The organism is Streptomyces sp. NPDC045470, from assembly GCF_040646595.1.
Taxonomy (GTDB): Bacteria; Actinomycetota; Actinomycetes; order Streptomycetales; family Streptomycetaceae; genus Streptomyces.
This window is the reverse complement of record NZ_JBEZAN010000005.1, coordinates 110,033-134,985: the sequence shown is the minus strand read 5'-3', so window position 1 is coordinate 134,985 and position 24,953 is coordinate 110,033. Positions and strand designations below refer to the sequence as shown.

Sequence of the window (24,953 nt, the reverse complement as noted above, 5' to 3'; positions counted from 1 at the left end):
GTCCGGTGGCGCGACCCCGGGGGGCCGGGCCGGGAGGCGCAGCCTACTCCGGGACGCCGCGCCCGGACACGGGCCGGGAAGGGCGGCGCCCGCTCAGCGGAACAGGCCGTCGACGTAGTCGGCGCCGAGGCCCACCCGCTCGTAGTGGGCGCGGCACATGGCGATGTAGTCGTGCACGTCGAAGTAGCCGGTGGGCCCGCCGTCCTCGTCGAGCCAGATGAGCGGCCCCTTGACGATGAACAGGGTCTTCATGGGCGCGTCGCTCGCGTACGCGACCAGGGTGTGGCCCTCGCCCGGCGCCTCGTACACGAAGTCCCCGGCCGTCGCGGTCCAGGGCCGCTCCAGGTAACCCCACGTGCCGGAGAGGGTGTAGGCGAACACCTCGTGCGGGTGGTAGTGCCGGTTGACCAGCCCCGCTTCCCTGGCGTACAGGATGTCGGACCAGGTGTTGTCCTTGACGTTGATCCACAGCGGGCGGGAGCCGACGGTCTCGGTGAAGGGGGCGTAGTACCGGTCGTCGTCGGTGGCGGCGCCCTGGATGTACACCTCGGGCAGGGCGTCCGGCTTGAAGGAGTCCTTGATCGGCTGGAGGTTCTTCCATAACTCGTCGCCTGGCTGCTCGGGCATGGCGTGCTCCGCATTCCGTCCGGTCGGGTGGGTGGCCGGAAGTCAACCCGGCCACGGCCGCCCTGTCTTCCCCGGGACGGACACCGCGCTTGCCTGTTGCCGCCGTCGCCGCCGCCCGCCGTCGTGGCCGGTGGCGGTGAGGCTGAAGGACGGACCTGTCACAGCGAACGGGTGGTTGTGGGGCCTTCACACGCCTTCTGCGGGCAGACGCTTACGGAGGGGGCACGGAAGGCTTGCGACGACGATGGGTTTGGCATGAGCGAATACGAGCGTTCCCGTACGATGCCCGCGCTGCCTGAGCATGTGTTCGATCAGGCGAGTGTCGTGGGACAACTCGACAGCTGGCTGCCGCAGGGACTGCACGTGGAGGCGGCGGACCTGCCGGCCGTGACGGTGCACGAGGACCGTACGGGCGAGGACGAGGCCGGTCTCTTCCGCGCCGAGCGGGAGCAGATGCGGCTGGAGTGGGGCACCAGGGACAGCGGCAGCTACGCCGGCTGGCTCCAGGTCGCCGGCATCGGCAGCGGCGCCAGCGAGGTGACGGTCCACCTGTCTTTCTTCGACGAGCAGCACGACCCCGGCGCCGACGCGGTGACCGACGAGCTGGACCGCAGTCTGGAGCGCCTGGACGAGCTGGTACGGCTGCGCATGGACGGCGGCGCCGCCGGCTGACGGAGGTGGGCGTACGGGCGGGGACTCCGCGTCCACGGGCGGACACGGTGCCGTACGGACGACCGCCCGCGGCGGCCGTGGCCGCGCCCCCGTACGCGGCCCGTCCTCAGCGCTTCAGCCGGAAGGTCTCCCCCCGGTGCGCGCCGGTGGCGCAGGACGCCTTCTCGGACGCCGTCATCTTGCGGGTCTTGACCACCACCGCGTTGCTGACGCCGTCCGTACCGTTGGCGGCCGGGCCGGTGACGGTGTCGGGGACGAACCAGTAGTAGTGCCCCCACTTGGGGCTGTCGTAGTGGGTCTGCCAGGTGCCCGAGACGGTCTGCATCACCTGGGCGCGCGAGATCCAGCCCACCTCGCCGGGCTGCACCGTCATGTTCAGCGAGCTGTTCTCGGTGTGCGAGCTGGACCAGGTGTGGCTGTACGTCGCGGTGACGCCGAGGTCGATGATGCCCGCGAGCTTGCCGCCCGCGGTGACGGAGACACCGGCCGAGTCGCTGGAGCCCACCGTGTCCGACCAGCCCATCGACTGGGTGGCGGGGGACGTGGTGCAGTTGTGGAGCGAGCTGGAGACCTGCCGGAAGTCGCCCAGGTACGCCGTGCCGAGTACCGGCTCGTTGAAGGTGCACTTGCCTTCGCCGGAAGCGCAGTCGGCTATCAGTTGCCTGCGGTCCGGGCCGTCGGCCGCCGCTGCGGGCACGGTCACCGCCGCGACCAGGCCCGCGGCCGCCGCCGCGAGCACCAGCGCACGCCCTCCGTACCGCACGGTGCGGTTCCTCGCCATGTCTCTGCCCCTGCTTCTCGCCCTGCCTCGTGAACGCGGCCGGCCGTTGACCCGTCAACAGGCCAACGGCCGCCGCCTGTTGCCTGAGAGGCTGGTGTAAACAGAGTCCCCATAACACCAAGTGACAGTAAAGTTATAGTTGATCCAGAAACGTCCCTATTGGTCTGGATCAATGGCGTCACCGGCCGGTCCGTCACCGACCGGGACCTCCGTCGCCTCCGACCGGGACCTCGGACGCAGTCCCGACGGCCGATCACACGGCCGGGCGCGCCCGCTATCGTCCACCACGGGCCGCCGACCAGCGGCGGACCGCACCCCAAGAACCCCTTCATTCTCCAGGAGACGGACGATTCCCATGCGCGTCATCGCCTTCGACCACCTCGTCCTCAACGTCGCGGACGCCGAGCGCGCCCTCGGCTTCTACTGCGGCCCGCTGGGCCTGGAACCGGTACGCGTCGAGGAGTGGCGCGCGGGCGAGGTCCCGTTCCCCTCCGCCCGGGTGAGCCCGACGACCATCATCGACCTCGTCGAAGGGGATCGCGGCGAGTCCAACGTCGACCACATCTGCCTGGTCGTCGAGCCGCTGGACTGGCAGCAGGTCATCGACTCGGGCGTCTTCACGGTCGTGGACGGCCCCGGCCGACGGTACGGCGCCCGGGGCGACGCGCAGTCCGTGTACGTCCTGGACCCGGACGGCAACACGGTCGAGCTGCGCTGGTACCCGCAGGACGCCGAGGCGTAACGGCGATGGCGGTCAAGACGGGCCCGGCCGTCCGCGACGCGGCGTGGTGGGCCGTGCTGTCGGTGGCCGCCGTGCTGGACCACCGGGACCACCCGCGGGCCCGGTCGCCGTGGGACTGGTGCTGCCGCCGCTCGTCCTGGCCGCGGTGGTGGCGGGCGGCCGCGAGTGGCCAGGGGCAGCCGTGGTCGTCGCCGACGGGCTGTGCGCGCTGGGCCTGATCAGTTTCCGTCACCCCGGGGAACGGCTGTCTACCGGCGCTGGCCGTGACGGCGTACCTGCTCGGAGTCCGGTCGGACCGTACGGGCCGGGCCCTGCTGGTGTTCGGCGGGTGCCTGGCGGCCGACCTCCTGCTGTGTGCCGCGCTGCGGGCCGACCCCGTGTGGTGGTTCTACACGCTGACCATGCTCCCCGCGGCCATGCGGGACTGGTCGTCCGCGGCCGCTGAGTTCCGCCGAAACGTCCCGAACATGTTCCGGAAAAATGGGCCGGGCGATGGTCCGGCGGGAATTCCGCCGAGCCACCGCCCGGAACTCTGATCTGTACGCGCATATCCGCGTGCGTCTTTCAGAGGGTCGCGCAGAAGACTGCGCGGGGGCACCAAGGGTCACATCAGGGCGCTGCGCCCAAGAGGCAGGTCACACCGGGAATGTCACCGCTTGAAGGCGTCCTTGGCCTTCTCGCCCGCCTCGCGTACGTCGCCCTTGGCGCGTTCCGCGCGGCCCTCCGCCGTCATGCGTTCGTTGCCGACCGCACGGCCGACGTTCTCCTTCACCGCGCCCTTGGCGCGCTCGGCCTTCGTGGAAGCCTTCTTGTCGGCGGTCATGGTCGCGCTCCTTTTCGGTCGAGCCGTTTCCTTGACAGTCAGTCGCGTGCCCGTGGACCCGGCCGGTAAACAGAGCGATTTCGTACGGGCGGAAATCCCCGTGCCGACAAAGGGGGGCGGGATTCGGCCGGTCCGCGCCCGGGCACCCGCGCCACGCCGGCACCGCCACGTCCGCCGTACGGCCGGCCCGGGGCGCGCCAGCGGTCGGCGTAATGAATCCGGACGCGCGGAAAGCAGGGGTGTACTCGAACGATGAACTGGTATCCGATGCGGCTGACCACACCGGTCAAGCAGCATGTCTTCGGCGGCCGGGCCGTTCCCGAACGGCTCGGCCGGGCCGGGCTGCCCGACGGGCCGGTGGCGGAGACGTGGGAGGTCAGTGATGTCGAGGGGGAGCACTCCCACGTCCTGAACGGGACGCTGGCCGGTCACACCCTGCGGGAGCTGGCCCTGAGCCACCCCGACGAACTGGTCGGGCCTGGCTGGCGCGGCCCCCGGTTCCCGCTGCTGACGAAGTTCATCGACGCGCGCCGGCCCCTGCCGGTCCATCTGCACCCCGACGACACGGCGGCCCGTGAGCGGGAGGGCGAACCCAACGGCAAGACGGAGGCCTGGCACATCCTGTACGCGCCGCCCGGCAGTACGGCGCTGGCCGGCGTACGGCCGGGCGTGGACCACGAGCGGCTGCGTCGGGCGCTGCTCGACCAGGACTTCGACGCCGTCCTGCGGCGCCTGCCCGTACGCGCGGGCCAGACCTTGTACGTCCCGGGCGGCACGCCGCACAGCTTCGGCCCCGACACCCTCGTCTACGAGATCGAGCAGACCTCCGACCTGCAACAGCATGCGATGCGCCACCGGATGGAGGACGGCGCGCCGATCGACGACACGCAGTGGCGGGCCAACGTCGAGGCGCTGCTGTGCGAGTGGAAGCCGGAGCACCGCCCGGACTTCCACGGCGGGCTGCGGCTGCCGACGGAGGGCGGGGTGGAGCGCCGGATGCTGTGTGCCGGGCCGTATTTCGCGCTGGAGAACTGGCGGGTACGGGCGCCGGGGGACGCCGTGCCGGCGTTCGACTCGTGCGTGGTGCTCAGCAACATCGGCGCCGCGACGGAGGTGACGTGCGGTGCGGTGCGGGAGACCCTCGGCCCGGCCGAGACCCTGCTGCTGCCCGCCGCGACGGTTTCCGGCGTCCGTGTCCACGGCCCCGCCGACGTGCTCCTCGGCTACCTCCCCGACCTGGAACGCGACGTCCGGGCCCCGCTCCGCGCCGCGGGCCACACTCCCGAGGTGATCGCCACTCTGGGCGAGGGGCTCGGCGCGACCGGGTGAACCGTCCCGCCAGCGCTTACTACAAATAGGTAAAAAACGCCTGAATATGCATGTTTTCCTAGGACTTCGGTGTACATCAACTAGGCCCACCCTTCGTTCGGGAGCACGGGCAGCAGTTGACCGAAGGATTGGATGAATGAACAAAAAGCTTCAGCCGGCCCAGACCCCGCCGGCTCCGGACCTGTCGGGCCGTGCTCACCGCAGCTCCGGAGATCCGGGGACCCGGCGGCCCGGCCCGGCCGGCAGCGGTCCGCGCCTCGTCGGGCACACACCCGAGTCGGCCCTCGGAGCGGGGACGCGCCCTTCCGATGCGTACTGAGACGCTTCCGGTCGAGTCCGAGTTCTTCGCCCCCCGCGCCGCCATCGACGACCTGCTGTCCTCGTTCCTGACGGAGAGGGCGCAGACCTCCGCGGTACCCGGTCAGTCGGCGCTCGTCCTCCTGTTGCGCGACTTCATCGACGGAGGCAAGCGGGTCCGCCCGCTGCTGTGCGTGGCCGGATGGCGCGCCGCGGGCGGCGAGGGAGACCCCGCGCAGGCCGTCAGACTGGCCGCCTCCATCGAGTTGGCGCACGCCTGCGCCCTCGTGCACGACGACATCATGGACGCGGCCGAGAGCCGGCGCGGACGCCCCTCGGTCCACCGGCTGCTGGCCGACCGGCATCCCCTGCCGGAGATGGCGGACCGTTTCGGCACCAGCGGCGCCATTCTGGTGGGCGACCTCGCCCTCGTCTGGTCCGACGAACTGCTGCACACCACGCCCATGCCCGACGCCCACCGCGTCGCCGTACTGCGCGTCGTCGACCTCGCGCGCGCCGAACTGATCGCCGGTCAGCACCTGGACCTGCTGACCACCGGCGATCTCGACGTGAGCATGGAGACGGCGCTGACCGTCGTCCGCTACAAGACGGCCAAGTACACCATCGAACGGCCCTTGCAGGTCGGCGCTGCCCTGGCCGGCGCGGACGAGCAGGTCCTGGACGCCTGCAGCGCCTACGGTGTGCCCCTCGGCGAGGCGTTCCAGCTCCGGGACGACGTGCTCGGGGTCTTCGGCGACCCGGACCGGATGGGCAAGTCGCACCTGGACGACCTGCGTGAGGGCAAGTGCACCAGCCTCGTCGTCCGCGCGCTGCGGGCCGCCGCTCCCGCGCAGGCCGACCGGCTGCGCGCGCTGATCGGCGACCCGGAGCTGGACGAGCCGGGCGCCGCGGAGGTCCGCGACATCCTCACGAGCACCGGGGCCCGGGCCGACGTCGAGCGGATGATCGAGGAACGGTACCGGCAGGCGCTGGACGTCCTGGACGTGGCGCCCTTCACGCACAGCGCGGTGCGCACGCTCAGGGCCGTCGCGGAGGCGGCCGTCCACCGCACGGCATGAGTGCGGCGGCCGCGTCCGCCGACGGCACCGCGCGCCGAGCGGACCGGGAACCGCCGCCCGACCAGTACGGAGCCGCCCCATGACGACCCCGACGACGAGCGCGTCCACGACGGTGGTGCAGACCGTCTGGCGGGAGATCCGCCTGAGCTGGCTGTTCATCCGCGTCGACCGCTGGACCACGGTCTTCCCCGGTACCTGCTTCGTCGTGGCCGCCACCGTCCACGCGCGGCTGCCCCTGGGCGAGGCCGCGGCCGTCACGGCCCTGGGAGCGGTGTACTTCTGGCTGTTCATCTACGAGCACACCCTGGCCAACCAACTGGTCGGCGTCGAGGAGGACCGCCTCAACAAACCCTTCCGGCCGCTGGTCACCGGGGAGAGCACCGTCCGGGGCGCCCGGCTGCGCCTGATCGCCGTCCGGATCACCTTCCCCGTGTACGGCTACTGCCTGGGCGTGCTGAAGTGGGCGCTGATGTGGCAGATCCTCTCCCTGCTCCAGCACGAGTACGGTTGGGGCCGCCACTGGCTGGGCAGGAACCTGTACGCCGGGATCGGGGTCATCGCCCAGCTGATGGCCGCGTGGGAGATCGTCACCACGCTCACACCGGACGCGTGGCGCTGGATCGTGACGCTGACGATCACGGTGACCTTCCTGATGTCCGTCCAGGACCTGCGGGACCTGCACGGCGACCGCGCGGTCCGCCGCTCCACCATGCCGCTGGTCTTCGGCGAACTGCCCACCCGGATCTTCCTGTGCGCCGGTTTCGCCGTCGGCCCCGTGTTCATCCACCACTTCCTGATGGCGCCCGCCGGGCCGCACTGGTGGACCGTCGCCACCGACGTGTTCCTGTGCGGCCTGAGCCTGCTGCTGGCGGTCCGGGTGCTGTTCCTGCGGGGCCCGGAGCACGACCAGCGCAGCTACCGCCTGGTGGAGCAGTGGTACACCTTCGCCCTCGCCGCATCCATCTACACACTTCGCTGACGAAAGGGCCCATGTGCCGTCAGAGGTCACGCAACGGCAGTCACGGCTGCGTATCGAGGGCGTCTGGAAGGCGTACGGCCGCAGGCAGGTGCTGCGCGGCGCCGACCTCGACGTACCGCCCGGGGCGCTGGTCGGTGTGGTCGGCGAGAACGGCACGGGCAAGAGCACGCTGCTGCGCATCGCGGTGGGAGAGCTGACGCCCGACCGGGGCACGGTGGTACGCGCCGGGGCGGTGGGGTACTGCCCGCAGCAGGCCGTGCTGAACGAGTCGTTCACCGTCCTGCAGCATCTGCGGCTGTTCCAGGTGGCCTACCGGCTGTCCTCCCTGGCGCGGGCCCACGAGCTGATGGACGTACTGGGGTTCGCCGACTGCGGGCGCCGGCGGACCGGGGAGCTCAGCGGAGGGACCCGGCAGAAGCTGAACCTGCTGATCGCCCTGATGCACGACCCGCAACTGCTGGTGCTGGACGAGCCGTACCAGGGCTTCGACTGGGACACCCACCAGCGCTTCTGGGCGCTGGCGGCCCGCTTGCGCGACGCGGGCCGCTCGATCGTCGTGGTCTCGCACCTGCTGCACGACCTGCACCACTTCGACGCGGTCGGCCACCTGCGCGACGGCCGCCTGGAGACCGAGGAGACCGTCCGATGAGGCCGTACCCGGCGGCGTTCGCCGAGATGCTGCACTGCACGCTCCTCGGCCAGTTGCGCAACCGTATGGCACTGCTCCTGGCGGTCGCCTTCATTCCCGCGTGGATCGCCGTGGCCCGCCTGTGCGCTTCGGACCGGGAGGTGCGTTTCCCCCTGGACTCCCTCGGCATCCGAGCCGTCTCGCAGGCGAGCCACGTCAGTCAGGTCGTCAACGCGCTCGCCGCCGTCACCCTGGTCACCGGTTTCGTGACGTTCATGGAGACGTTCAAGGCCGGGGAGATGGACCGCCGGCTGCTGCTGGCCGGCTACCCCCGCGTCCCGATGCTGCTGGCGAAGGTCACCGCCGTCGCCCTCATCACCGCTCTCCTGGCCCTGTACACCGTGGCCGTGCTGGGGGCCTCGGTGCCCGTACGGCAGTGGGGCCCGCTGGCCCTCGGCCTCTTCGGCGCCGGCCTCGCGTACGGCGGCATCGGTCTGCTGCTGGGGTCGCTGGTCCGTGGTGAGCTGGAAGGCTTCTTCCTCGTCATCATGCTCAGCCTGGTCGACACCGGCCTGCAGAACCCGGTCTTCACCGTGGTCGACCTGTCCGGTCTCGAAGTGCTGCCCTTGTACGGCGCGAACCAGCTCACGCTGGCCGCCGCGTTCACCTCCGGCACCCCTTGGCTCCACAGCCTCCTCTCGCTCGCCTGGGCCGCCGCGACCAGCGCTTCGGCCCTGCTCGTCTTCCACGTCCGCACCCGCTCCCACTGTTCGGTGAGCGCCGCGGCCACCGGGGTTCCCGCACCGGTGACCGCGGCCGGCCCGCCGGAGGCCGTCGTACGGGCCGCCTGCCGACGGTCCCGCTAGCGGGAGTCCCCGGGGCCCGTACTGTGCCGCCGGGCGTAGCGGCCCAGGGCCATGAGGGGGAAGACAAGCCGGTAGCCTTCGTACCGGCAGGCCACTCCCCCGGGCATGAGGGTGCCGGTGAACTGCGGTTCCTCCCAGGTTCCGGCGTCCGTCTGCCGCTCGGTCAGCCAGCACACCCCGGACCGTACAGCGGCGCTGTCGCGTTCTCCGGCGGCGAGCAGTCCGAGCAGCGCCCAGGCGGTCTGCGAGGCGGTGGACACGCCACGGCCGACGCACGCCGGATCGGTGTACGACTCCCAGTCCTCGCCCCAGCCGCCGTCCTCGTTCTGCACGGACGACAGCCAGGCGACCGCACGCCGCACGGCCGGGTGGCCCTCGGGAACCCCGGCGGCCACGAGAGCCGGCAGGACGCAACCGGTGCCGTAGACGTGGTTCACCCCGAAGCGCCCGAACCACGCGCCGTGGTCCTCCTGCTGCGCGAGCAGCCAGCGCACGGCCCGCCGGGTGCGGGGGTCGCGCCGCATGCCGAGGGCCGCCAGCATCTCGACCATGTGGGCGGTGACGTCGGCCACGGGCGCGTCCGCGCAGTACGCGCCGTAGTCGAAGAAGGGGAGTTTGCCGGGCAGGGTGCTGGTGTTGTCGGCGTCGAAGGCGCCCCACCCGCCGTTCGCGCTCTGCAGACCGAGACTCCAGCGCACCGCCCTGCGCACCGCGGCGTCGACACGCGCCGGGTCCGGATGGCGGATACGGCGCAGCGCGAGGACCGCCTCGGAGGTGTCGTCGGTGTCCGGATAGTTCTGGTTCTCGAACTCGAAGGCCCAGCCCCCGGGAGCGAGGCGGGGCCGCCGTACGGCCCAGTCGCCGGGCCGGTCGGTCTGCCGGGTGAGCAGCCAGTCGGCGGCCCCGGTCAGCGCGGGGTGGTCGGCGGCCAGGCCGGCGTCGAGGAGCGCGTTGGCCGACAGGCAGGTGTCCCAGACCGGGCTCTGCACGGTCTCCAGTCTCCGTACGCCGTCCTCGGGCCAGCAGGCGCAGTCCTCCAGAAAGCCGAGGGCGGCCTTGAGGACCGGGTGGTCCGGCCGGTAGCCGTGCAGGTGCACGGCGAGAACCACCCACGTGGTGATGGGGGTGCACGCCCCCCAGCTCCCGTCCGCCTCCTGCCGGTCGATGAGCCAGCGGGCACAGGCGTTCGTCGCGGTCCGGCGCACCGGGCCGGGCGCGACGCTGCGATACGCGCGCAACGCGGTGTTCACGCGCTGGAAGACGCCCGCCCAGCTCGTGATCGGCGCCGGTCCGTGGGCGGAAGCGTCGGAGCCGTCGGACACGACGAAGAGTTCGTCGATGGCGAAGGAAGCAGGCCGCACGGGCCGGTACGCGCTGATGACGCCGAGGGACACCAGCGCCTGGCGCATCGCGTAGCCGAAGGAATAGATGTTCATGGGCGCCCACTTGGGCAGCGCGATGATCTCCGGCGGGATCTCGGGCAGGTCGTCCCAGCTCCACAGGCCGAGCATGGCGAGCCAGATGCGTGGTTCCAGCGGAGCGGCCGCGGCGCCGCCCTGCTCGCGGACCCACGCCGCGCACCGGGACATGTGCTCCGCGTCCGGGGGGTGCCCGGCGAGCCGGAGCGCCACATACGCCTGGACGGTGGTCCCGAGGTGGCCCGCGCCGTCGAAGACGAGGGGCCAGGAGCCGTCCGCGCTCTGCTGCGAGCGGATCCACCGGCCGCTCGCGGCGGCCACCCGCTCGTCGAGGATGCCCAGCACGTGCCGTAGGAACAGGTCGTGGGCGTCATAGCTCACGTCCGTGCTGAAGTCCTCCTTCCACCAGCCCTCGGCGTGCTGCCGGGCCAGCAGGTGGTCGGTGGCCCGCAGCACCGCGCGCCGAGCCGCTTCCTCCGTCCCGTCGGACGGGGGGCAGGCGAAACGGAGGCCCGCCCCCTCCGCCGGGAGCGGGCCCTTCTCCCGTGGCGCGTCGTCGGCTGTCGTCGTCATGGAACTCCTGCACCTCGCTGGTGGTACGGACACCAGGAAGCTGCCCGCATCTCCCGCACGGGCGTACCCGGCGCGCGGGATATCACCTGTCTGCCGCTGTCCGCCCCACGAAGGGGTACCCCGCGCTCCCCCGGCCCCCGCTCACCCGGTCATGCACAGTTGCGCAGAACGCCCCAGAGGAGCAGGACGGCCCCGCCGGTCACCCCCGCCCACACCGACGTCAGCACGGGCGGCCGGCCCCGGACCGCGCGCAGCCAGGAGAACAGGGCCAGGGGCAGGGCGGCGACGAAGAGCGGGTTGTGGGCCAGGGCGGCGGCCACGTCGCCCCGGGTGAGGTCGCGCAGCGCCCGTAAGGTGCCGCAGCCGGGGCAGGAAAGGCCGGTCAGGGAGCGGAACGGACAGCCGGGGTAGTGCCCGGACACTTCGGGGTCGCGGAGGGCCACCAGTACGGTCAGGGCGGCGAACAGCAGGGCGCCGGACCAGGCTTCGAGCGTCCGGCGCCGGGCGCGGTGCGGCGCGGGCACGGTCAGTAGCCGCCACCCGCGGCGCTGGAGAGGAGGACGAGGAGGCCGGCGAAGAGGCCGGCCCCGAGGCTGATGAACGTCCACAGCTTCGCCTTCTTCGACGCCGCCTCGGCGCCGGCCCGGTCACCGACGCCGGCCTTGGCGTTGACCTGGGTGGCGAAGACGATGGCCGCGATGCCGGTGGGCAGGAAACAGAAGAGCGTCACCAGGATCGCCGGGACCAGGTAGTTCTGGGGCGGCCTGGCGTACTGCTGGTACCCGGGGCCGTACTGCGGTGACTGATACGGCTGCTGGTACTGGGGCTGGTACTGCGGCGGTGGCGGGGGCCCGGCGGGCGGTGGCTGGGACGGTCCGGCCCAGGGGGTGTTGCCGCCCCGGTCCTCGCCGGGCGGGCCTTGCGGATAGGCCATGACGGCCTCCTTGTCCAGTCGGTACGTCGGCCCGTGGGGGCTGTCGGTCGTGACGGTGGTGTCGGTCGTGACGGTGGTGTCGGTCGTGACGGTGGTGACGGTGGTGACGGTGGTGACGGTGGTGAAGATGTCGGCCTGCGTCGTGGGCCTCTCCGGTGTCCGGCTCCGAGGGAGCCATGGTGCGGGGAGTGACGGCTGCGACAGGAGTGGCAGGCGGCGGAGTAACCGGTCCGGGGCCGGGGCCGTACCCCCATCCCCCTCCCGCGTCATCTTCACGCCCTCGCGTGCAGGCGTCGTCGCCCGGTCGGCCGACGGCGGGCACGCCCTCCCGCATGATCTTCGCGGCGGTGCCGCAGAAGACGCCCTCGGCGCCCCCGGCTGCCGACTCGCAGGCGTCCAGGACGACCAGCCGCACCTGCGGGCCGTCGTGCATCAGGCGGCCCAGGTCCGGACCGCGGACGTGCGTCGCGGCCCCGTCCTCGGCGGACAGTCCCAGGTGCCCGGACCCGGTCTGGGGGCCGTCGAAGCCGCCGTGGCCGAAGAAGTGCGCGACGTGCGGGGCGCGGGCGCGGACCGCGACCGGCATGCTCACCCACTCGCCCCGGACCTCGAACACGTCCAGGTGGAACGGCGGTCCCCCCATGCTGCCCACCTCCCCCGCGTCCCGTCACGCGTCTCTGGTCAGCGCCTCCAGGACGCGCCGGGTCTTGCTCTCCTGTGCGAGGTCCGGCTCCAGCTCCAGCCGCCGGAGCAGGGCCAGCAGAGATGCCCGGACGACCTCGGAGCCCTCCGGTTCCACCCGCTCGGAGACTTCCAGCCAGTCCAGCGGCGGTCCGGTGCGCGGGGTCACCGTCCAGCGTTCGACGGACAGTTCGTGGTGCCGGCGGCGGACGTCGCGCCAGCGCTGGGCGCGCACCGGCCCGTAGACGGTCAGCTCCCGGAAGTCGACGGCGAGGTCCGCGCAGTCGGCGAGGAAGCGTTCCTGGGCGGCGGAGAAGGCGGTGTGCAGCGGGCGGTGCCCGGAGGCCACCGCGTCGATGTCCTGGCGGTCCCGGGTACGGGTGAGGGAGGCCGCGAGGACCTGACGCTCGCCCGCCCAGTCGCTCTCCAGGCGGAGTTCGTCGTCGCCGTGCCGGTGGAAGTCCAGCCAGTGGGCGGGGACGCGGGCGCGGCGGCAGGGGCGGAGTCTGGCCGTGGTGTCGCCCTTCTTCCCCTGGCGGGACCGCAGGCGGAGGATCACGCCGGCCTCCAGCAGCGGCAGTTCGCCCGGGTGGCGGTGGCGGGGCCCTTCACAGAAGAAGACCTGGCACCAGACGCCCCCGTCGTCCGGTGCCAGAGCCTTGGCGGCCACCTCCGCCCGCGCGCCGGAGAACGTGGCCTTGATCTCGACCGCGTCCAGCCGAGGAACGGGCCCTGCGGAGCCTGTCATGACGCGCCCCCCGTGTTCTCCGTGTCCGCGCGTGCCGCCAGTCAACTCCCCGTGCGGAGGCCGCGCTTCGGGGAGGTCCCCACATGTGCCCGCAGAAGGCGCGAGGCCCTTCAGGGGCGCCCCCCGGGGGAGCATGATGGTCCCGGCGCCGGAGTACGGGCCGCACACGGCACATGCGAGCCCCCGGGGGTGCGACATGGACGGCAGGCGACGGACTTCCGGCTGGTCCCGGCTCCCCCGCCCGGCGGGCCCTGGCCTGGTGGGCCCTGGCCTGGTGGGCCGCGGGCGCGAACGCCGCCTGATCGACGGTCTGCTGGCCGCCGGGGCCGACGGGGGTGCGGCGCTGCTGCTGTGGGGTGAGCCCGGGGTGGGCAAGACGGCGCTGCTGGAGTATGCCGCCGAGCAGGCCGGGGACGCCGCGCTGTGGGCGCGGGGCATCGAGTCGGAGACGGTCCTGCCGTTCGCGGCGCTGGCCGACCTGTTGCTCCCGTTCGGTTCAGAATTCAGGGAACTCCCCGGGGTGCAGCGCGCGGCGCTGGAGTCGTGTCTGGCCCTGTCCGGGGAGCCGCTGACCAATCCGTACGCGGCCTGCATGGGCGCGTTGAACGTGCTGGCCGCGCTCGGCGAGAAGAAGCCGGTGGTGGTGCTCGTGGACGATCTGCAGTGGGTCGACCCGTCCTCCCAGCGGGTGCTGCTGTTCGTCGCGCGGCGGGTGGCGGGCGAGCGGGTGGCGCTCGCGTTCACCTCGCGCGAGGAGCCCGGCGAGCCGGGCGCGCCGCACAATCTGCCGTCCGTCGAGGTCACCGGGCTGTCCCGGAGCGAGTGCGGGCAGTTGCTGCGGCGGTCGGGCGTCGTGACGGCGCCGGCGGTGGAGGCGGACCTGGTGAAGATCAGTGGCGGCAATCCGCTGGCTCTGCTGGAGGCCGCCCGCTCCCTCACCCCGGCGCAGGCGCGCGGCGAGGAGCCGATGCACAAACCGCCGTCGCTGGGGCGGCACCTGGAACGTGCCTGGTCGGCCCGGATCAACGCGCTTCCCGAGGCCACCCGGCAGGCCCTGACCGTACTAGCCGCGCACCGGTCGACCGCGCTGGCCGGGCTGTGCGAGGCGCTGGGAGTGCTCGGCCTGTCGCTGTCGGCCCTGTGCCCGGCCGAGGAGGACGGCCTCGTGGCGTCCACCGGCGACGGGCTGGACTTCCGGCATCCCGTGCTGCGGCCGCTGGTGCTCGGGCGGGCGCCGCTGGCCCACCGGCTCGCCGCGTTCGGTGCCCTGGCGCAGGTCACCCGCGGCCCGCTGCACGCGTGGTACCGGGCGGCGGCCGCCACCGGCCCCGACGCGCAGGCCGCCGCCGCCCTGTCGGAAGCGGCGGAAGAGGCCCGCCGACGCAGCGCGTTCGAGGAGTCCGCGCTGGCCTGGCGGCGGGCCGCGGAGCTGACCGAGGACCGGGTGGCGCGCGCGGACCTGCTGCACCGCGCCGCGTCCGACGCCTTCCTGGGCGGCTCGGCATCCAGTTCCCAGTGGTGCGAGGAAGCGCTGCGTACGACGACGGAACCCTCCGTACGCGCCGACATCGAGCTGCTGCTGGGGCGCATCCACACCTGGAACGGCGAGCCCGCGCGCGCCTACGAACTCCTCGCGGAGGCCGCGCGCACCGTCCGCCGCACCGATGCCGTACGGGCGTGCGTCCTGCTCGCCGAGGCGGTGGTGCCCGCCGGCATGGACGGCCGGGTGATCGCCGCCGTGCGGACCGCCGAGGATTCGTTCCGCCTGGCCTCCGAGTCGGGGCCGGACCGCTGGCTGAGCATGGCCCTGCTCGGGTCCGCGCTGGCGGTCTCCGGGCAGATCGGCCGGGGTGTGGCCATGCTGGGCGCCGCCGACGGACACTGCACCGGCGATCCCGTACGCAACCAGCAGTTGTACGCGCTGGCCGGGCAGGCGTGGAACTGGGTCGAGGACCACGACCGCAGCCGCCGGCTGCTCAACTCCGCCGTGGAGTCGGCCCGCCGGCACAGCGCGCCCGGCGTCCTGCCGTTCACCCTGGCCGTACGCAGCGATCTGGAGGCCCGGGTCGGCCACTGGACCGCCGGGTACGGCGACGCCACCGAGGCCCTGCACTGGTCGGAGGAGCTGGGCCAGATCTCCTGCGTCGGCTACAGCCTGGCCTGCCTGGCCCGGCTGGACGCGCTGCGCGGCGACCGGGTGCGGTGCGAGGAGCAGGTCGGCCGGGCCCGGCGGGAGGTCGGCGGATACGGCATCGGCTGCCTGGAGAGGCACCTGACCGCCGCGCTGGGGCTGGCCGCGCTCGCCCACGGTGACCACTGCGCCGCCGCCGACCAGTTGGAGCAGAGCTTCGCACTGGTCACCGCGCAGGGGGTGGGCAACCCGCTGGTCGTGCCGTGCGCGGCCGATCTCGTCGAGGCGAAGCTGCGGACGGGCGACACCGCCCGCGCCGGGGAGGTCGCGGACTGGCTGGAGGAACGGGCGCGGGCCACCGGGCTGGCGGCCGCGGAGGCCGCCGCCGCCCGCTGCCGGGGCCTGCTCGCCGCGTCGTACGAGGCCGCGCGGGCCGCGTTCGCCGCGGCGCTCGCGGCGCACGAGCGCATCCGGGAGCCGTTCGAGCAGGCCCGCACGCTGCTGTGCGAGGCGGAACTGCTGCGCCGCTACCGCCACCCCGCCGCCGCCCGGGCCCCGCTCGCCTCGGCGCTGGCGCGCTTCGAGAGCCTGGGCGCGGTGCCGTGGGCGCGGCGGGCCGCCGGTGAGCTGGCGGCCACCGGCGCCCCGCCGACGGCTCCGGCCGCGCCGGACGGTGTCTGGGAGCAACTGACGCCGCAGGAGTTCCAGGTGGCCCGTGCGGTGGCCCGCGGCCTGAACAACACCGAGGCGGCGGTCTCCCTCTTCGTCTCCCGCAAGACGGTCGAGGCGCACCTCACGCGCGTCTACCGGAAACTGGGCGTCCGCTCCCGGACCGAGCTGACGCGGCTGATGGCGTCGGGCGAACTGGTCGACTGACGTCCGTCGGGCGACGAGTGACCCCTACCACAAGGCGCCCGAATTGTCCGCCTCCGGCGGGCCGTCATCGATGGATGGGTTAGGTTCGCAGAGGCCGAGATGCCGCCCGAGCAGCCGGCCGCTGACGGCTCGCGGCGCCCTGGGAACGGCCCTAACAAGGGAGGGAATGCCATGCCAGAGCCAGTGGACCCGCCGTCAGCGGCCCGCCGTCCCGACCCGGCCGCCGTATCACCGGACGCCGACGGCACGCCGAACGACGAGTCGCGGGAGCTGGACCGGCTCCGCCGGGAGGTACGGGACCTGCGGGGCAAACTGCGCGCGCATCCGCTGATCTCCCACGCGCAGGGCCTGCTCCAGGAACGCTACCGGCTGCCCGACGCGGAGACCGCGTTCGAGCTGATGAAGCGCTGCTCGCAGCAGCACAACCTGAAACTGCGCAACCTCGCGTCCGCCGTGGTCTCCGTCCCCCGCCCCGACGACGAGCGGGGCCTGTGGTTTCCCGGCCGGTCCGGCCGGACGCCTCCGACGCTGAGGTTCCTGCCCGGCCACCGCCCGGACAAGGTCAACCGCAGCACCGTTCTGAAGCAGGTGCTGCACCAGGCGCTGGCGTTCACCGAGGCGCCCATGGGTGACCTGCAGACGCTGGAGCCCGCTGTCGGTCTCCAGATGCAGCACCATCGCGGGCTCAGCGAGGAGTTCCTCGACTTCTTCGCCGTGGTCGAGGAGGGCACGTCCTGCGCCGTCGCCGCCCGGCGCCGGGTACGCGTCGTCGCGGACGTCGCCACCGATCCGGCGATCAGCGAACCGGCCCGCGAAATGATCCTCGCGGTCGGCAGCCGCACCGCGCACAGCCTTCCGATGCTCTCGTCCGCCGGCCGTGCCGTCGGGGTGTTCTCCCTCCACCTCCCCAAGCCGGGACAGGACCTCACGCGAGTGCAGGCCACCGCCCTGGACGGGGTGGCCGCACAGGCGGGCCGGTGGCTGGAGTGGCACCACCGCACGGTCCTGATGGACGCCCTGGAGGACCTGCACCGACGCGGCAGGGACCTGCGGGCGGACGCGGCCCGGCGGCGCACGGAATAGAAGATTGTTCCGGCCGGTTGGGGTGGCGACGGCGAACAGCCCGACCGTCCGGCCGTTTCGACGCGCCGGCCGCGGAACGGGTACGGGGGACCGCCAGTCGCTCAGTACCCGGCTGCAAGGAGATGATGAGCATGAGCAACGCGCCCGGACAGGACGCCGCCACGGCCACCGCACTGCCGCACCGGACCGGACTCGCCGACCGCGTCGACGACGGCGCCGCCTTCGACTACATCGTGTGCGGGGCCGGTTCGGCCGGTTCCGTCCTGGCCGGCCGGCTCGCGGCCGACCCCGCCGTCACGGTGCTGCTCGTCGAGAGCGGCGGCGACGACGATGACGAGCGCGTGCGCAACCCCGACCTGTGGCCCGCCAATCTCGGCACCGAGCGGACCTGGGACCACGTCACGGAGCCGAACCCGCACCTGAACGGGCGCCGGCTCGCCTACGCGACGGGCCGCGGCCTGGGCGGGGGCGGCGCCGTCAACGCCGGTGTGTGGGCCCGCGGGCACCGCAGCGACTGGGATTCCTACGCCGAGCTGACCGGCGATCCCGCGTGGGGCTACGCACACGTACTGGAGCTCTACCGGAAGATCGAGGACTGGCAGGGCGCGCCCGACCCCGAACGCCGGGGCAGCGGTGGGCCCATGCGGATTCAGCCGGCGCAGGACGTGCACCCGCTCTTCACCGCCTTCCTCGACGGCGCCGAGGCCACCGGCGTCTCCCGTTTCGACAGTTCCAACGGCGCCCTGATGGAGAAGGACGCCGGCTGCTCCGTACGGGACGAGAACTACCACGCGGGCGTACGGCAGACCCCCTTCAGCCGCTATGTCGCCCCTCTCCTGGGGCAGCCCAACCTCACGGTCCTGCCGCACGCGACGGTCTCCCGCGTGCTGCTCTCCGGGGGCCGGGCCTCCGGCGTGGAGTTCGTCCACGACGGCAAGCCGGTGCGCGCGCACGCGGCACGGGAGGTGGTGCTGTCGCTGGGCGCGATCGGCACCCCGGCCGTCCTCATGCGGTCCGGGATCGGGGACGAGGCCGAACTGCGCTCCGCCGGCGTACCGGTGGTCCAGCACCTGTCCGGCGTCGGCCGCAACCTCGACGACCACATACGCCTGCCCTGCATGTGGGAGGCCGAGGACGTGCCGATGCCGGTGCCCACGCGCAGCCAGGCCGTCTGCTTCTGGGGCGACGACACGCGGCCGGGCGCGCCGGAGTTCGTCATGTACCTCTCGCCCGCCCCGTCCGTCTCCGCCGAGAGCGCGGCCCAGTACCCGCCGCCGGAACGGTGTTTCACCCTGATGCCCGCCATGCGCCTGCGCCCCGGCAGCCGCGGCCGGGTCCGCCTGGCGAGCCTGGACCCGCTGGTCGGGCCGCGCGTCGAGACGAACTTCTTCGCCGACCCCGACGACGTACGCTCGGCCCTGTCCGCGGTGACCATGGCCCGCGAGGTCGGCAACTCCGCCGCGCTCCGCCCGTTCGCCGAGCGGGAGGTGTCCCCCGCGTCCTCCGCGGCGGACACCCTCGATCTGTTCCTGCGCAACGCCGTCGAGACGTACTGGCACCAGAGCGGCACGGCCCGGATGGGCCGGGACCAGGACGCCGTCGTGGACGCCCGGCTCAAGGTGCACGGCGTCGACGGCCTCCGCGTCGCCGACGCCTCGGTGCTGCCCCATGTGACGGTCGCCAACACGATGGCCCCCTCCATGGTGGTCGGCGAGCGGGCCGCGGAACTGATCACAGCCGACCAGGGCTGACCGCGGCAGGCGGCATCGGCCGGCCGGGTCCGGCCGATGCCGCCGCCGTCCGCGTCCGCCCCGCGCCGTCGGCTGTTTGTCATGCTGGCGCTGAAGGTCAGGGCGTCGAGACGGCTGGAGGGGTGCCATCGTGGCACTGGGCGCGGCGGACGACGGCGTGGGGCCGACGGGCGAGGCGGCCGCTTTCCGGGTACTGCGGGAGCGGCTGCGCAGCCCGTTCGGGAGTGACGGGGTACGTGCGGGGAACGGGCCGCCCGGGGTCGTCGTGGTCGTGCCGAGCTTCACACTCGACCAGGCCGGGATGGACAAGATTCCCGGGATCGTCCACTACGAGGAACGCCTGCTCGCCTTCCTGCACCTGCTCCGCGACCCGCGCCGTCATCTCGTCTACGTCACCAGCCTGCCGCTGCCCGAGCCGCTGGTCGCCTACGCTCTCGGGCTGGTCCGTTCGCTGTCCGTCCCGGACGCCCGGCGCAGGCTCGTCCTCCTGGACTGCGGGGACGACCGCCCCGTCCCGCTCACCCAGAAGGTTCTCCGGCGCCCCGACCTGCTGGCGCGCATCAGCGGCCTGGTGCGCGCGCCGGAGGACGCCTGCCTGCTCGCCTTCAACGGTTCGCGGCACGAGCGGTCGCTGGCCGTACGGCTCGGCGTGCCGCTGTACGCGTGCGACCCGGACCTGTCGCACCTGGGGACCAAGAGCGGTGCGCGCGCCTTGTTCAAGTCCGCCGGTGTGCCCGTACCCCGCGGTGTCGAGGGGGTACGGGACCGGGACGACCTGGTCGCCGCGCTCACCGAGCTGCGGGCGGCGCATCCCGACGTGGACCGCGCCATGATCAAACTGAATGACGGCTTCGGCGCCGGCGGCAACGCGATGTTCGCCTTTCGCGGGGCGCCCCGGGGCAGCGGTGCCGGGCGCTGGATCCGGCGCGTTCTTCCGGACCGCATCGAGTTCGCCGCTCCGCCCGACGACTGGGCGCACTACGCCGGGAAACTGGACGTCATGGGCGGTGTCGTGGAGGAGTTCCTGGACGGGGCCGCGGTCGCCTCCCCGTCCGCCCAGGTGCACGCGTCCCCGTCGGGCGACGTGCAGGTGATCTCCACCCAGGACCAGCTCTTCGACGCCGCCCTGCGCCAGACGTACACCGGCTGCTCCTCCCCCGCCCGGGCGGAGTACCGTCCGGCGCTGCGGGAACTGGCCCACCGGGCGGGCCGTGCCCTCGCCGCCGCGGGGATGGTCGGTATCGCCAGCGTCGACTTCGTCTCGGTGCGCGGGACGTCCGGTTTCCGGCACCATGCCGTGGAGATCAATCTGCGGATGGGCGGCGGCACGGCGCCCCTCATGTTCCTGCACGGCGCGACCGGCGGCAGCCACGCCCCCCGGGCCGGGGAGTTCCTGACCCCGGAGGGGGAACCGTGCTGTTACGTCGCCTCCGACCGCCTGCACCGGGACTCCTACCGCTCGCTCACCCCGGAGCGGGTCCTCGACGCCGCCTCCCGCGAAGGACTGCTCTACCGGCACGAGGACCGCCGGGGGGTCGTCCTCCACATGCTGGGCGCGCTGCCCGGCTTCGGGAAGCTCGGTGCCGTCGCCGTCGACCGTTCGGCCGAGGCGGCGCACGGGCGCTTCCGCCGGTTCGTCGCTCTGCTGGACGCCCTGGGCGCGCCGGGCGCCGCCGCCCCGGGCACCTGGTGAGCCGTACGCCCGTCAGCCGTGCGGGCCGGCCGTCCGGAGGCAGGCGGCGCGGAGCCCGCCGCCGCGCTCCTCACCGGGCTCGCGCGGGTGCCACGGTGACACCGTAGAGGCGGATCTTGCGGTAGATGGTGGCCCGGGAGATGCCCAGTTGCCGGGCCGCCGCGTCGCGGTTGCCCGCGGCGTCGTGCAACGCCCGTACGATCGCGTCGCGTTCGGCGGCCTCCCAGGGGGTGAGAGTGCGGCGGCAGGAACTGTGGCACTCCGGCGCGAGGTCATGCGGTTGCAGGTCGGCCTGCCGTCGCCCGCGTGCCGCCTGCTGGAGCACCCTGCTCAAGTGCCGTACGTTGCCCGGCCAGTCGCAGCGGGTGAGGACCTGCATCGCCGCCGGGGTGCAGGACACCGTGCCACCGCGGCCGTGCCGGGCCAGCAGGGCGGGGACCAGGTCGCGGATGTCCTCGGGCCGGTAGCGCAGCGGTGCCACCGCGACCGTGCACGGGAAGACGGCACTGTCCAGCGCCGGGGGCTCGGCGCCTGTCGGGGCGACCGCCGGGACGGGCCCCTGCCCGGGGGCCGTGTACAGGCCGACGACCCACGGTCCGGTGCCACGGTTGCGCCGCGCCCCGGTGAGCAGCGTCTCCAGCCGGGACATCAGCTCCCGGTCCGCCACTTCCAGATGCTGGAGCACCACCGTACCGTCCTCGTCCCGTAACGCCTCTTCGGTGCGGGACAGGAGGTCCGTGGTGTCCTGATGGGCCGTCAGGTCCAGCACGTGCAGCCGTTTCCGGGGCCGTACCCAGTGGTGGGCGGCGCGCACCAGGGCCAGCTTGCCCACCCCGGCCTCACCCACCACACGGGTCGGCAGCCGCTGGCGGCAGGCGGACGCGACGTCCCGGCTCGCCGAACGCCAGGACGGCGAGCGGCCGGCCAGGCCCGGCAGTTGCGCCGGGAGCGGCGCCGGGGGCGGCTGCGGACCGGTCCGCGTACCGGATGTCCGGTCCGCCGGGGTGGGAACCTCCTGGCCCTCCGCCGTCGTCATGCCGACGACGCAGCCGATCGGCCGGTCGGGCGGGCCGACCAGGGTGCAGCGCACCCGTACGTCGGCGCCGGAAGCCAGTCGCAGCGACACGTCGACGCGCTGCCTGCGGCTCCCCGCCGGTGCGGCCAGCAGGTCGGCGGCGAGCGCGCCCGCCTGGCACAGGTCCTGCGGCTCCAGGAGGCGTACCGCCTCGGTGTTGGCCGTCCGCAGGGTGGGGGTCACCAGGAGCACCGGGCCGCTGGTGCGGCGGCCCGCGGCGAGGAACGCGTCCAGGGCCGCGCGCTCCTTGCCGGAGTACCGGTCCAGCAGCCGTTCCTCGATGTCGGCGGCGGCCTGCCGTACCACCGCTGCCATCAGCGGGGAGGCGTCCTGCCGCAGGCACGTCAGGTTGACGACGCCTTCCTGCCGTCCGGTGAGCGGATTGCGTACGGGGATGCCGGCGCACGCGGCGCGCCGCAGCGGCTCGGCGAAGTGTTCGGCGCCGAAGACGGTGCTCAGGCGCCGTTCGGTGAGCGCGGTACCGATCCCGTTGGTGCCGACGGCCTCCTCCGCGTAACTGAATCCCGGGAGGAGGTGCACCCGGTCCATCAGGCGCACGACCGCCGCGTCACCACCCCGGCGGGACAGGACCCGGGCCGCGGAGTCGGCGAGGACCACGCCGGCGGTGCAGTCGGTGAGGAGTTGCTCGACGCGGTCGAGGACCGGCGCCGCCGCGGACAGGAAGCGGCTGTCCCAGTCGATGTGCTGCTCCACGTGCGGGACGTGCAGCCGGTCGGCGTCCACCGCGTGCAGACGGCAGCGTCTCCAGGAGGCGAGGACCGCTTCCCGGATCCGGGGGCACGGCGCACCGGGGGCCGCGGCGCCGGGGGCGGCAGGGGCCGCGGGAGCGGGGGAACCGGCGGGGCCGGCCGTGCCACGCCCGTCCGGTCCGCGCGCCGCCGCCTCCAAGGCACCGCTCAGCATCCGCTCGCGTGCCCGCATGGCCGCCTCTTCGGGGAACTGCCGGAAATCCATGGTTGCAGACATGCCCCGGGGGCCGAACCGCGATCCCCGCGAGCGGGCTCAATCGCACCACCGTGTACGGCACTTCCCTTGCCCGGCCCGAACACCCGCCGGGAGCAGGGGCGTTGCCGCCGCACCGTCTCACACTGAGACAGCACGCCCTACTGGCGGCGTGCTGTAATTCCGAGTGCGGCCGGACGACTTCGGGCGCCGTACGAGGCGTGCCGCGGCGCCCGGCGCAGGGACCCGGCACCGGCCCGGCACGAACGGCCGGGGCGGCCGCGGCGGGCCGCACGTACCCCGACAGACACCCGAGGACCGCCCATGCCGAGCTTGCCGCAGGAGCCGACCGTGACGCCGCGCTGGAACGGACGCCCTCATCCCGCCGACGTCTCCTCCGACGCGAGCCGGTGCCCGGACCCGTACGTGCTGCGGCTGACCGAGGCGAACCGGTCCGCGCTCGCCGACCTCTTCGCGTCGCTGGACATGCTGGAGAACCTGATCGGCCAGATCCGGGACCACGCGCACGACACCGTGGCGGGCGCCCACACCTGTCTCGCCCAGTCCCTGCACCAGGTGCAGACCAGCCTGGCGACCGTGGAAGCGCTCGACCAGCTGACCCGCCGCCTGCCGCCCCGGCCGGCACCGCCGCGCGAGGGCGGCAGGGCCTGAGCGCAGCCGCCCCGGAGGCGGGCCGTCCACCGGGCGGCGGTCAGTCCCGGCCCGCGCGGAGCTCGCTCCAGTCCAGCAGTTCGTTGGCCTCGCGCTCCGTCTCCTTGGCCAGCTGGCGCACCTGGGCCAGCACGTCGCCGTGCTCCTCGATGAGGCTCTCGTAGATCGGTGGGCCGGCGGGCAGGCGGGCAGCGGTCATGTGGGGTCAGTCCTCGAACCATTCAGCCGCACCGTCCCCCGCCCGTGGCGGGAGTGCGCGTGCGGAAACTACAACGACGCCGGAACCGCGGGCGGAGCGCGTGTCAGGCGGCGAGGAGGAAATCCTCCCGTACGCCTGGGCCGGGCAACCGGTGCCCGGCCGCGACCAGTGCCGCATCAACATCCTTCGTTCCGGTGGGAAGGCACCGCGAGCGGACGCGAACGCCCGTCGTCTGCGCAGCTCAGGACTGCCGTCCTCAGCACGCAGCACCCGCGATGTCCAGTACTGCTCGACGCAGGTTACCCAACACCACCGGGTGCGCCAACAACATCCTTTTCCTCTTCCCTCACATGATCGCCTTGACGCATCGCCGCAGTTACCCGCCCTACGGGACTCCATGCCGCACGGAGGGGGGAGATACATCACACGCCGCACACCACCCCCGTGCCCCGCGCGCCCCGCACACCGGACGCGCCGCACCCGCGATGCTGGCAGCGGACGTACACGACAGCGACGCACCAGCGAAGGGAGCCCGGACATGCACATCGACCTCTCCGGCCGGACGGCCGTGGTGACGGGTTCGTCCCAGGGCATCGGCCACGCCATCGCGACCGGCCTCGCCCGGGCAGGCGCCGACGTGGTGCTGACGGGGCGCCACTCCGGACGGCTCGACGAGGCCGCCGGGCGGCTGCGCGACACGGTGCCCGGCGCCACGGTGACCGGTGTCCCGGCCGACCTCGCCACCGAGACCGGCGCGCGGGAACTCCGGTCGGCCGTACCGCACACCGACATCCTCGTGAACAACCTCGGCATCTTCGGCGCGCGCCCGGCCCTGGAGATCACGGACGACGAGTGGCGCACCTACTTCGAGACCAATGTGCTCAGCGCCGTCCGGCTGATCCGGCTGTATCTGCCGGGCATGAAGGAACGCGGCTGGGGACGCGTGCAGAACATCGCCAGTGACTCCGCGGTCGTGGTGCCCGCCGAGATGATTCATTACGGGATGTCCAAGACGTCCCTGCTGGCCGTCGCCCGGGGCTTCGCCAAGGAGGCCGCCGGGACGGGCGTCACCGTCAACTCCGTGATCGCCGGGCCGACGCACACCGGCGGCGTCGAGGACTTCGTATATCAGTTGGTCGACCGCGATCTCCCGTGGGACGCTGCGCAGCGCGAGTTCATGCGGACGCACCGCCCGCAGTCGCTGCTGCAGCGGCTCATCGAGCCCGAGGAGATCGCCAACATGGTCGTGTACCTCAGCTCGCCGCAAGCGTCGGCGACCACGGGCGGCGCGCTGCGCGTCGACGGTGGTTACGTGGACTCGATCCTGCCCTGA

General features: G+C 73.1%; 24 protein-coding genes and 1 pseudogene. 15 read left to right on the top strand and 10 right to left on the bottom strand.

Going from position 1 to position 24,953, the window contains the following annotated elements:
* Positions 1-93: 93 nt before the first annotated feature.
* Positions 94-627, bottom strand: a complete 534-nt coding sequence (locus AB0A97_RS17955; RefSeq protein WP_361150492.1) for a 2,4'-dihydroxyacetophenone dioxygenase family protein — start codon at positions 625-627, stop codon at positions 94-96.
* A 255-nt stretch (positions 628-882) separates the two neighbouring features.
* Here AB0A97_RS17955 and AB0A97_RS17950 point away from each other — a divergent pair, with 255 nt between their 5' ends.
* A complete protein-coding gene (locus AB0A97_RS17950; RefSeq protein ID WP_361150489.1) occupies positions 883-1,299 on the top strand; it encodes an SRPBCC family protein in 417 nt (138 codons plus the stop codon).
* A gap of 106 nt (positions 1,300-1,405) precedes the next feature.
* Here the strand turns inward: AB0A97_RS17950 and AB0A97_RS17945 are convergent, their stop codons facing one another.
* On the bottom strand, positions 1,406-2,080 hold the full coding sequence (locus AB0A97_RS17945; RefSeq protein WP_361150486.1) for a hypothetical protein: 675 nt from the start codon (positions 2,078-2,080) through the stop codon (positions 1,406-1,408).
* Positions 2,081-2,435: 355 nt separating this feature from the next.
* Here AB0A97_RS17945 and AB0A97_RS17940 point away from each other — a divergent pair, with 355 nt between their 5' ends.
* From AB0A97_RS17940 to AB0A97_RS17930, 3 genes are read left to right on the top strand one after another with little or no spacing between them, the layout of a single operon-like run.
* Positions 2,436-2,822 (top strand): VOC family protein, encoded by a 387-nt coding sequence (locus AB0A97_RS17940; protein ID WP_361150483.1) that lies wholly within the window; start codon positions 2,436-2,438, stop codon positions 2,820-2,822.
* A gap of 5 nt (positions 2,823-2,827) precedes the next feature.
* A complete protein-coding gene (locus AB0A97_RS17935) occupies positions 2,828-3,040 on the top strand; it encodes a hypothetical protein (protein ID WP_361150480.1) in 213 nt (70 codons plus the stop codon).
* A gap of 45 nt (positions 3,041-3,085) precedes the next feature.
* The gene (locus AB0A97_RS17930; protein ID WP_361150478.1) at positions 3,086-3,358 is read left to right on the top strand and encodes a hypothetical protein; all 273 of its coding nucleotides are present in this window, start codon (positions 3,086-3,088) and stop codon (positions 3,356-3,358) included.
* A 113-nt stretch (positions 3,359-3,471) separates the two neighbouring features.
* On the opposite strand, the gene AB0A97_RS17925 is transcribed toward AB0A97_RS17930, so the two are convergent.
* Positions 3,472-3,645, bottom strand: a complete 174-nt coding sequence (locus AB0A97_RS17925; protein WP_361150475.1) for a CsbD family protein — start codon at positions 3,643-3,645, stop codon at positions 3,472-3,474.
* Between the two features lie 252 nt (positions 3,646-3,897).
* Between AB0A97_RS17925 and AB0A97_RS17920 the strand changes: the two genes are divergently transcribed.
* The 5 genes from AB0A97_RS17920 (at position 3,898) to AB0A97_RS17900 (ending at position 8,823) form a co-directional block, all read left to right on the top strand.
* Entirely contained in the window at positions 3,898-4,974 is a 1,077-nt protein-coding gene (locus AB0A97_RS17920) for a type I phosphomannose isomerase catalytic subunit (protein ID WP_361150473.1), read from the top strand.
* A 308-nt stretch (positions 4,975-5,282) separates the two neighbouring features.
* Positions 5,283-6,350 (top strand): polyprenyl synthetase family protein, encoded by a 1,068-nt coding sequence (locus AB0A97_RS17915; protein ID WP_361150470.1) that lies wholly within the window; start codon positions 5,283-5,285, stop codon positions 6,348-6,350.
* 79 nt (positions 6,351-6,429) lie between these two features.
* Complete coding sequence (locus AB0A97_RS17910; RefSeq protein WP_361150467.1) at positions 6,430-7,329, top strand: UbiA family prenyltransferase; 900 nt, start codon at positions 6,430-6,432, stop codon at positions 7,327-7,329.
* 13 nt (positions 7,330-7,342) lie between these two features.
* Positions 7,343-7,978: an ABC transporter ATP-binding protein gene (locus tag AB0A97_RS17905; RefSeq protein WP_361150465.1), complete on the top strand. Its 636-nt coding sequence runs from the start codon at positions 7,343-7,345 to the stop codon at positions 7,976-7,978.
* A complete protein-coding gene (locus tag AB0A97_RS17900; RefSeq protein WP_361150463.1) occupies positions 7,975-8,823 on the top strand; it encodes a hypothetical protein in 849 nt (282 codons plus the stop codon). Before AB0A97_RS17905 ends, AB0A97_RS17900 begins: the two co-directional genes overlap by 4 nt.
* Here the strand turns inward: AB0A97_RS17900 and shc are convergent.
* The 5 genes and pseudogenes from shc to AB0A97_RS17875 form a co-directional block, all read right to left on the bottom strand.
* Positions 8,820-10,814 carry a squalene--hopene cyclase gene (gene shc, locus AB0A97_RS17895; RefSeq protein ID WP_361150461.1) on the bottom strand — a complete coding sequence of 665 codons (1,995 nt, stop codon included), beginning with the start codon at positions 10,812-10,814 and terminating at the stop codon, positions 8,820-8,822. The genes AB0A97_RS17900 and shc overlap by 4 nt on opposite strands.
* 149 nt (positions 10,815-10,963) lie before the next feature.
* The gene (locus AB0A97_RS17890; protein ID WP_361150459.1) at positions 10,964-11,338 is read right to left on the bottom strand and encodes a DUF2752 domain-containing protein; all 375 of its coding nucleotides are present in this window, start codon (positions 11,336-11,338) and stop codon (positions 10,964-10,966) included.
* A gap of 2 nt (positions 11,339-11,340) precedes the next feature.
* Positions 11,341-12,018: a CD225/dispanin family protein gene (locus AB0A97_RS17885; RefSeq protein WP_361150456.1), complete on the bottom strand. Its 678-nt coding sequence runs from the start codon at positions 12,016-12,018 to the stop codon at positions 11,341-11,343.
* A 52-nt stretch (positions 12,019-12,070) separates the two neighbouring features.
* Positions 12,071-12,334, bottom strand: a pseudogene (locus AB0A97_RS17880) (CHAT domain-containing protein); the annotation flags it as partial.
* A gap of 81 nt (positions 12,335-12,415) precedes the next feature.
* Positions 12,416-13,177, bottom strand: coding sequence for a hypothetical protein (locus tag AB0A97_RS17875; protein ID WP_361150454.1), 762 nt, complete (start codon positions 13,175-13,177; stop codon positions 12,416-12,418).
* A 196-nt stretch (positions 13,178-13,373) separates the two neighbouring features.
* Here AB0A97_RS17875 and AB0A97_RS17870 point away from each other — a divergent pair, with 196 nt between their 5' ends.
* From AB0A97_RS17870 to AB0A97_RS17855, 4 genes are all read left to right on the top strand, one after another.
* A complete protein-coding gene (locus AB0A97_RS17870) occupies positions 13,374-16,184 on the top strand; it encodes an AAA family ATPase (protein ID WP_361150451.1) in 2,811 nt (936 codons plus the stop codon).
* Between the two features lie 171 nt (positions 16,185-16,355).
* On the top strand, positions 16,356-17,267 hold the full coding sequence (locus tag AB0A97_RS17865) for an ANTAR domain-containing protein (protein ID WP_361150448.1): 912 nt from the start codon (positions 16,356-16,358) through the stop codon (positions 17,265-17,267).
* A gap of 131 nt (positions 17,268-17,398) precedes the next feature.
* On the top strand, positions 17,399-19,018 hold the full coding sequence (locus tag AB0A97_RS17860; RefSeq protein WP_361150445.1) for a GMC family oxidoreductase N-terminal domain-containing protein: 1,620 nt from the start codon (positions 17,399-17,401) through the stop codon (positions 19,016-19,018).
* A gap of 130 nt (positions 19,019-19,148) precedes the next feature.
* On the top strand, positions 19,149-20,711 hold the full coding sequence (locus AB0A97_RS17855; RefSeq protein ID WP_361150443.1) for a peptide ligase PGM1-related protein: 1,563 nt from the start codon (positions 19,149-19,151) through the stop codon (positions 20,709-20,711).
* 70 nt (positions 20,712-20,781) lie between these two features.
* On the opposite strand, the gene AB0A97_RS17850 is transcribed toward AB0A97_RS17855, so the two are convergent.
* Positions 20,782-22,761 carry a helix-turn-helix domain-containing protein gene (locus tag AB0A97_RS17850; protein ID WP_361150440.1) on the bottom strand — a complete coding sequence of 660 codons (1,980 nt, stop codon included), beginning with the start codon at positions 22,759-22,761 and terminating at the stop codon, positions 20,782-20,784.
* 312 nt (positions 22,762-23,073) lie between these two features.
* Between AB0A97_RS17850 and AB0A97_RS17845 the strand changes: the two genes are divergently transcribed.
* Entirely contained in the window at positions 23,074-23,421 is a 348-nt protein-coding gene (locus tag AB0A97_RS17845) for a hypothetical protein (RefSeq protein WP_361150438.1), read from the top strand.
* 40 nt (positions 23,422-23,461) lie between these two features.
* On the opposite strand, the gene AB0A97_RS17840 is transcribed toward AB0A97_RS17845, so the two are convergent.
* The gene (locus AB0A97_RS17840) at positions 23,462-23,620 is read right to left on the bottom strand and encodes a hypothetical protein (RefSeq protein ID WP_167745392.1); all 159 of its coding nucleotides are present in this window, start codon (positions 23,618-23,620) and stop codon (positions 23,462-23,464) included.
* A gap of 538 nt (positions 23,621-24,158) precedes the next feature.
* Between AB0A97_RS17840 and AB0A97_RS17835 the strand changes: the two genes are divergently transcribed.
* The gene (locus AB0A97_RS17835; RefSeq protein ID WP_361150435.1) at positions 24,159-24,953 is read left to right on the top strand and encodes an SDR family oxidoreductase; all 795 of its coding nucleotides are present in this window, start codon (positions 24,159-24,161) and stop codon (positions 24,951-24,953) included.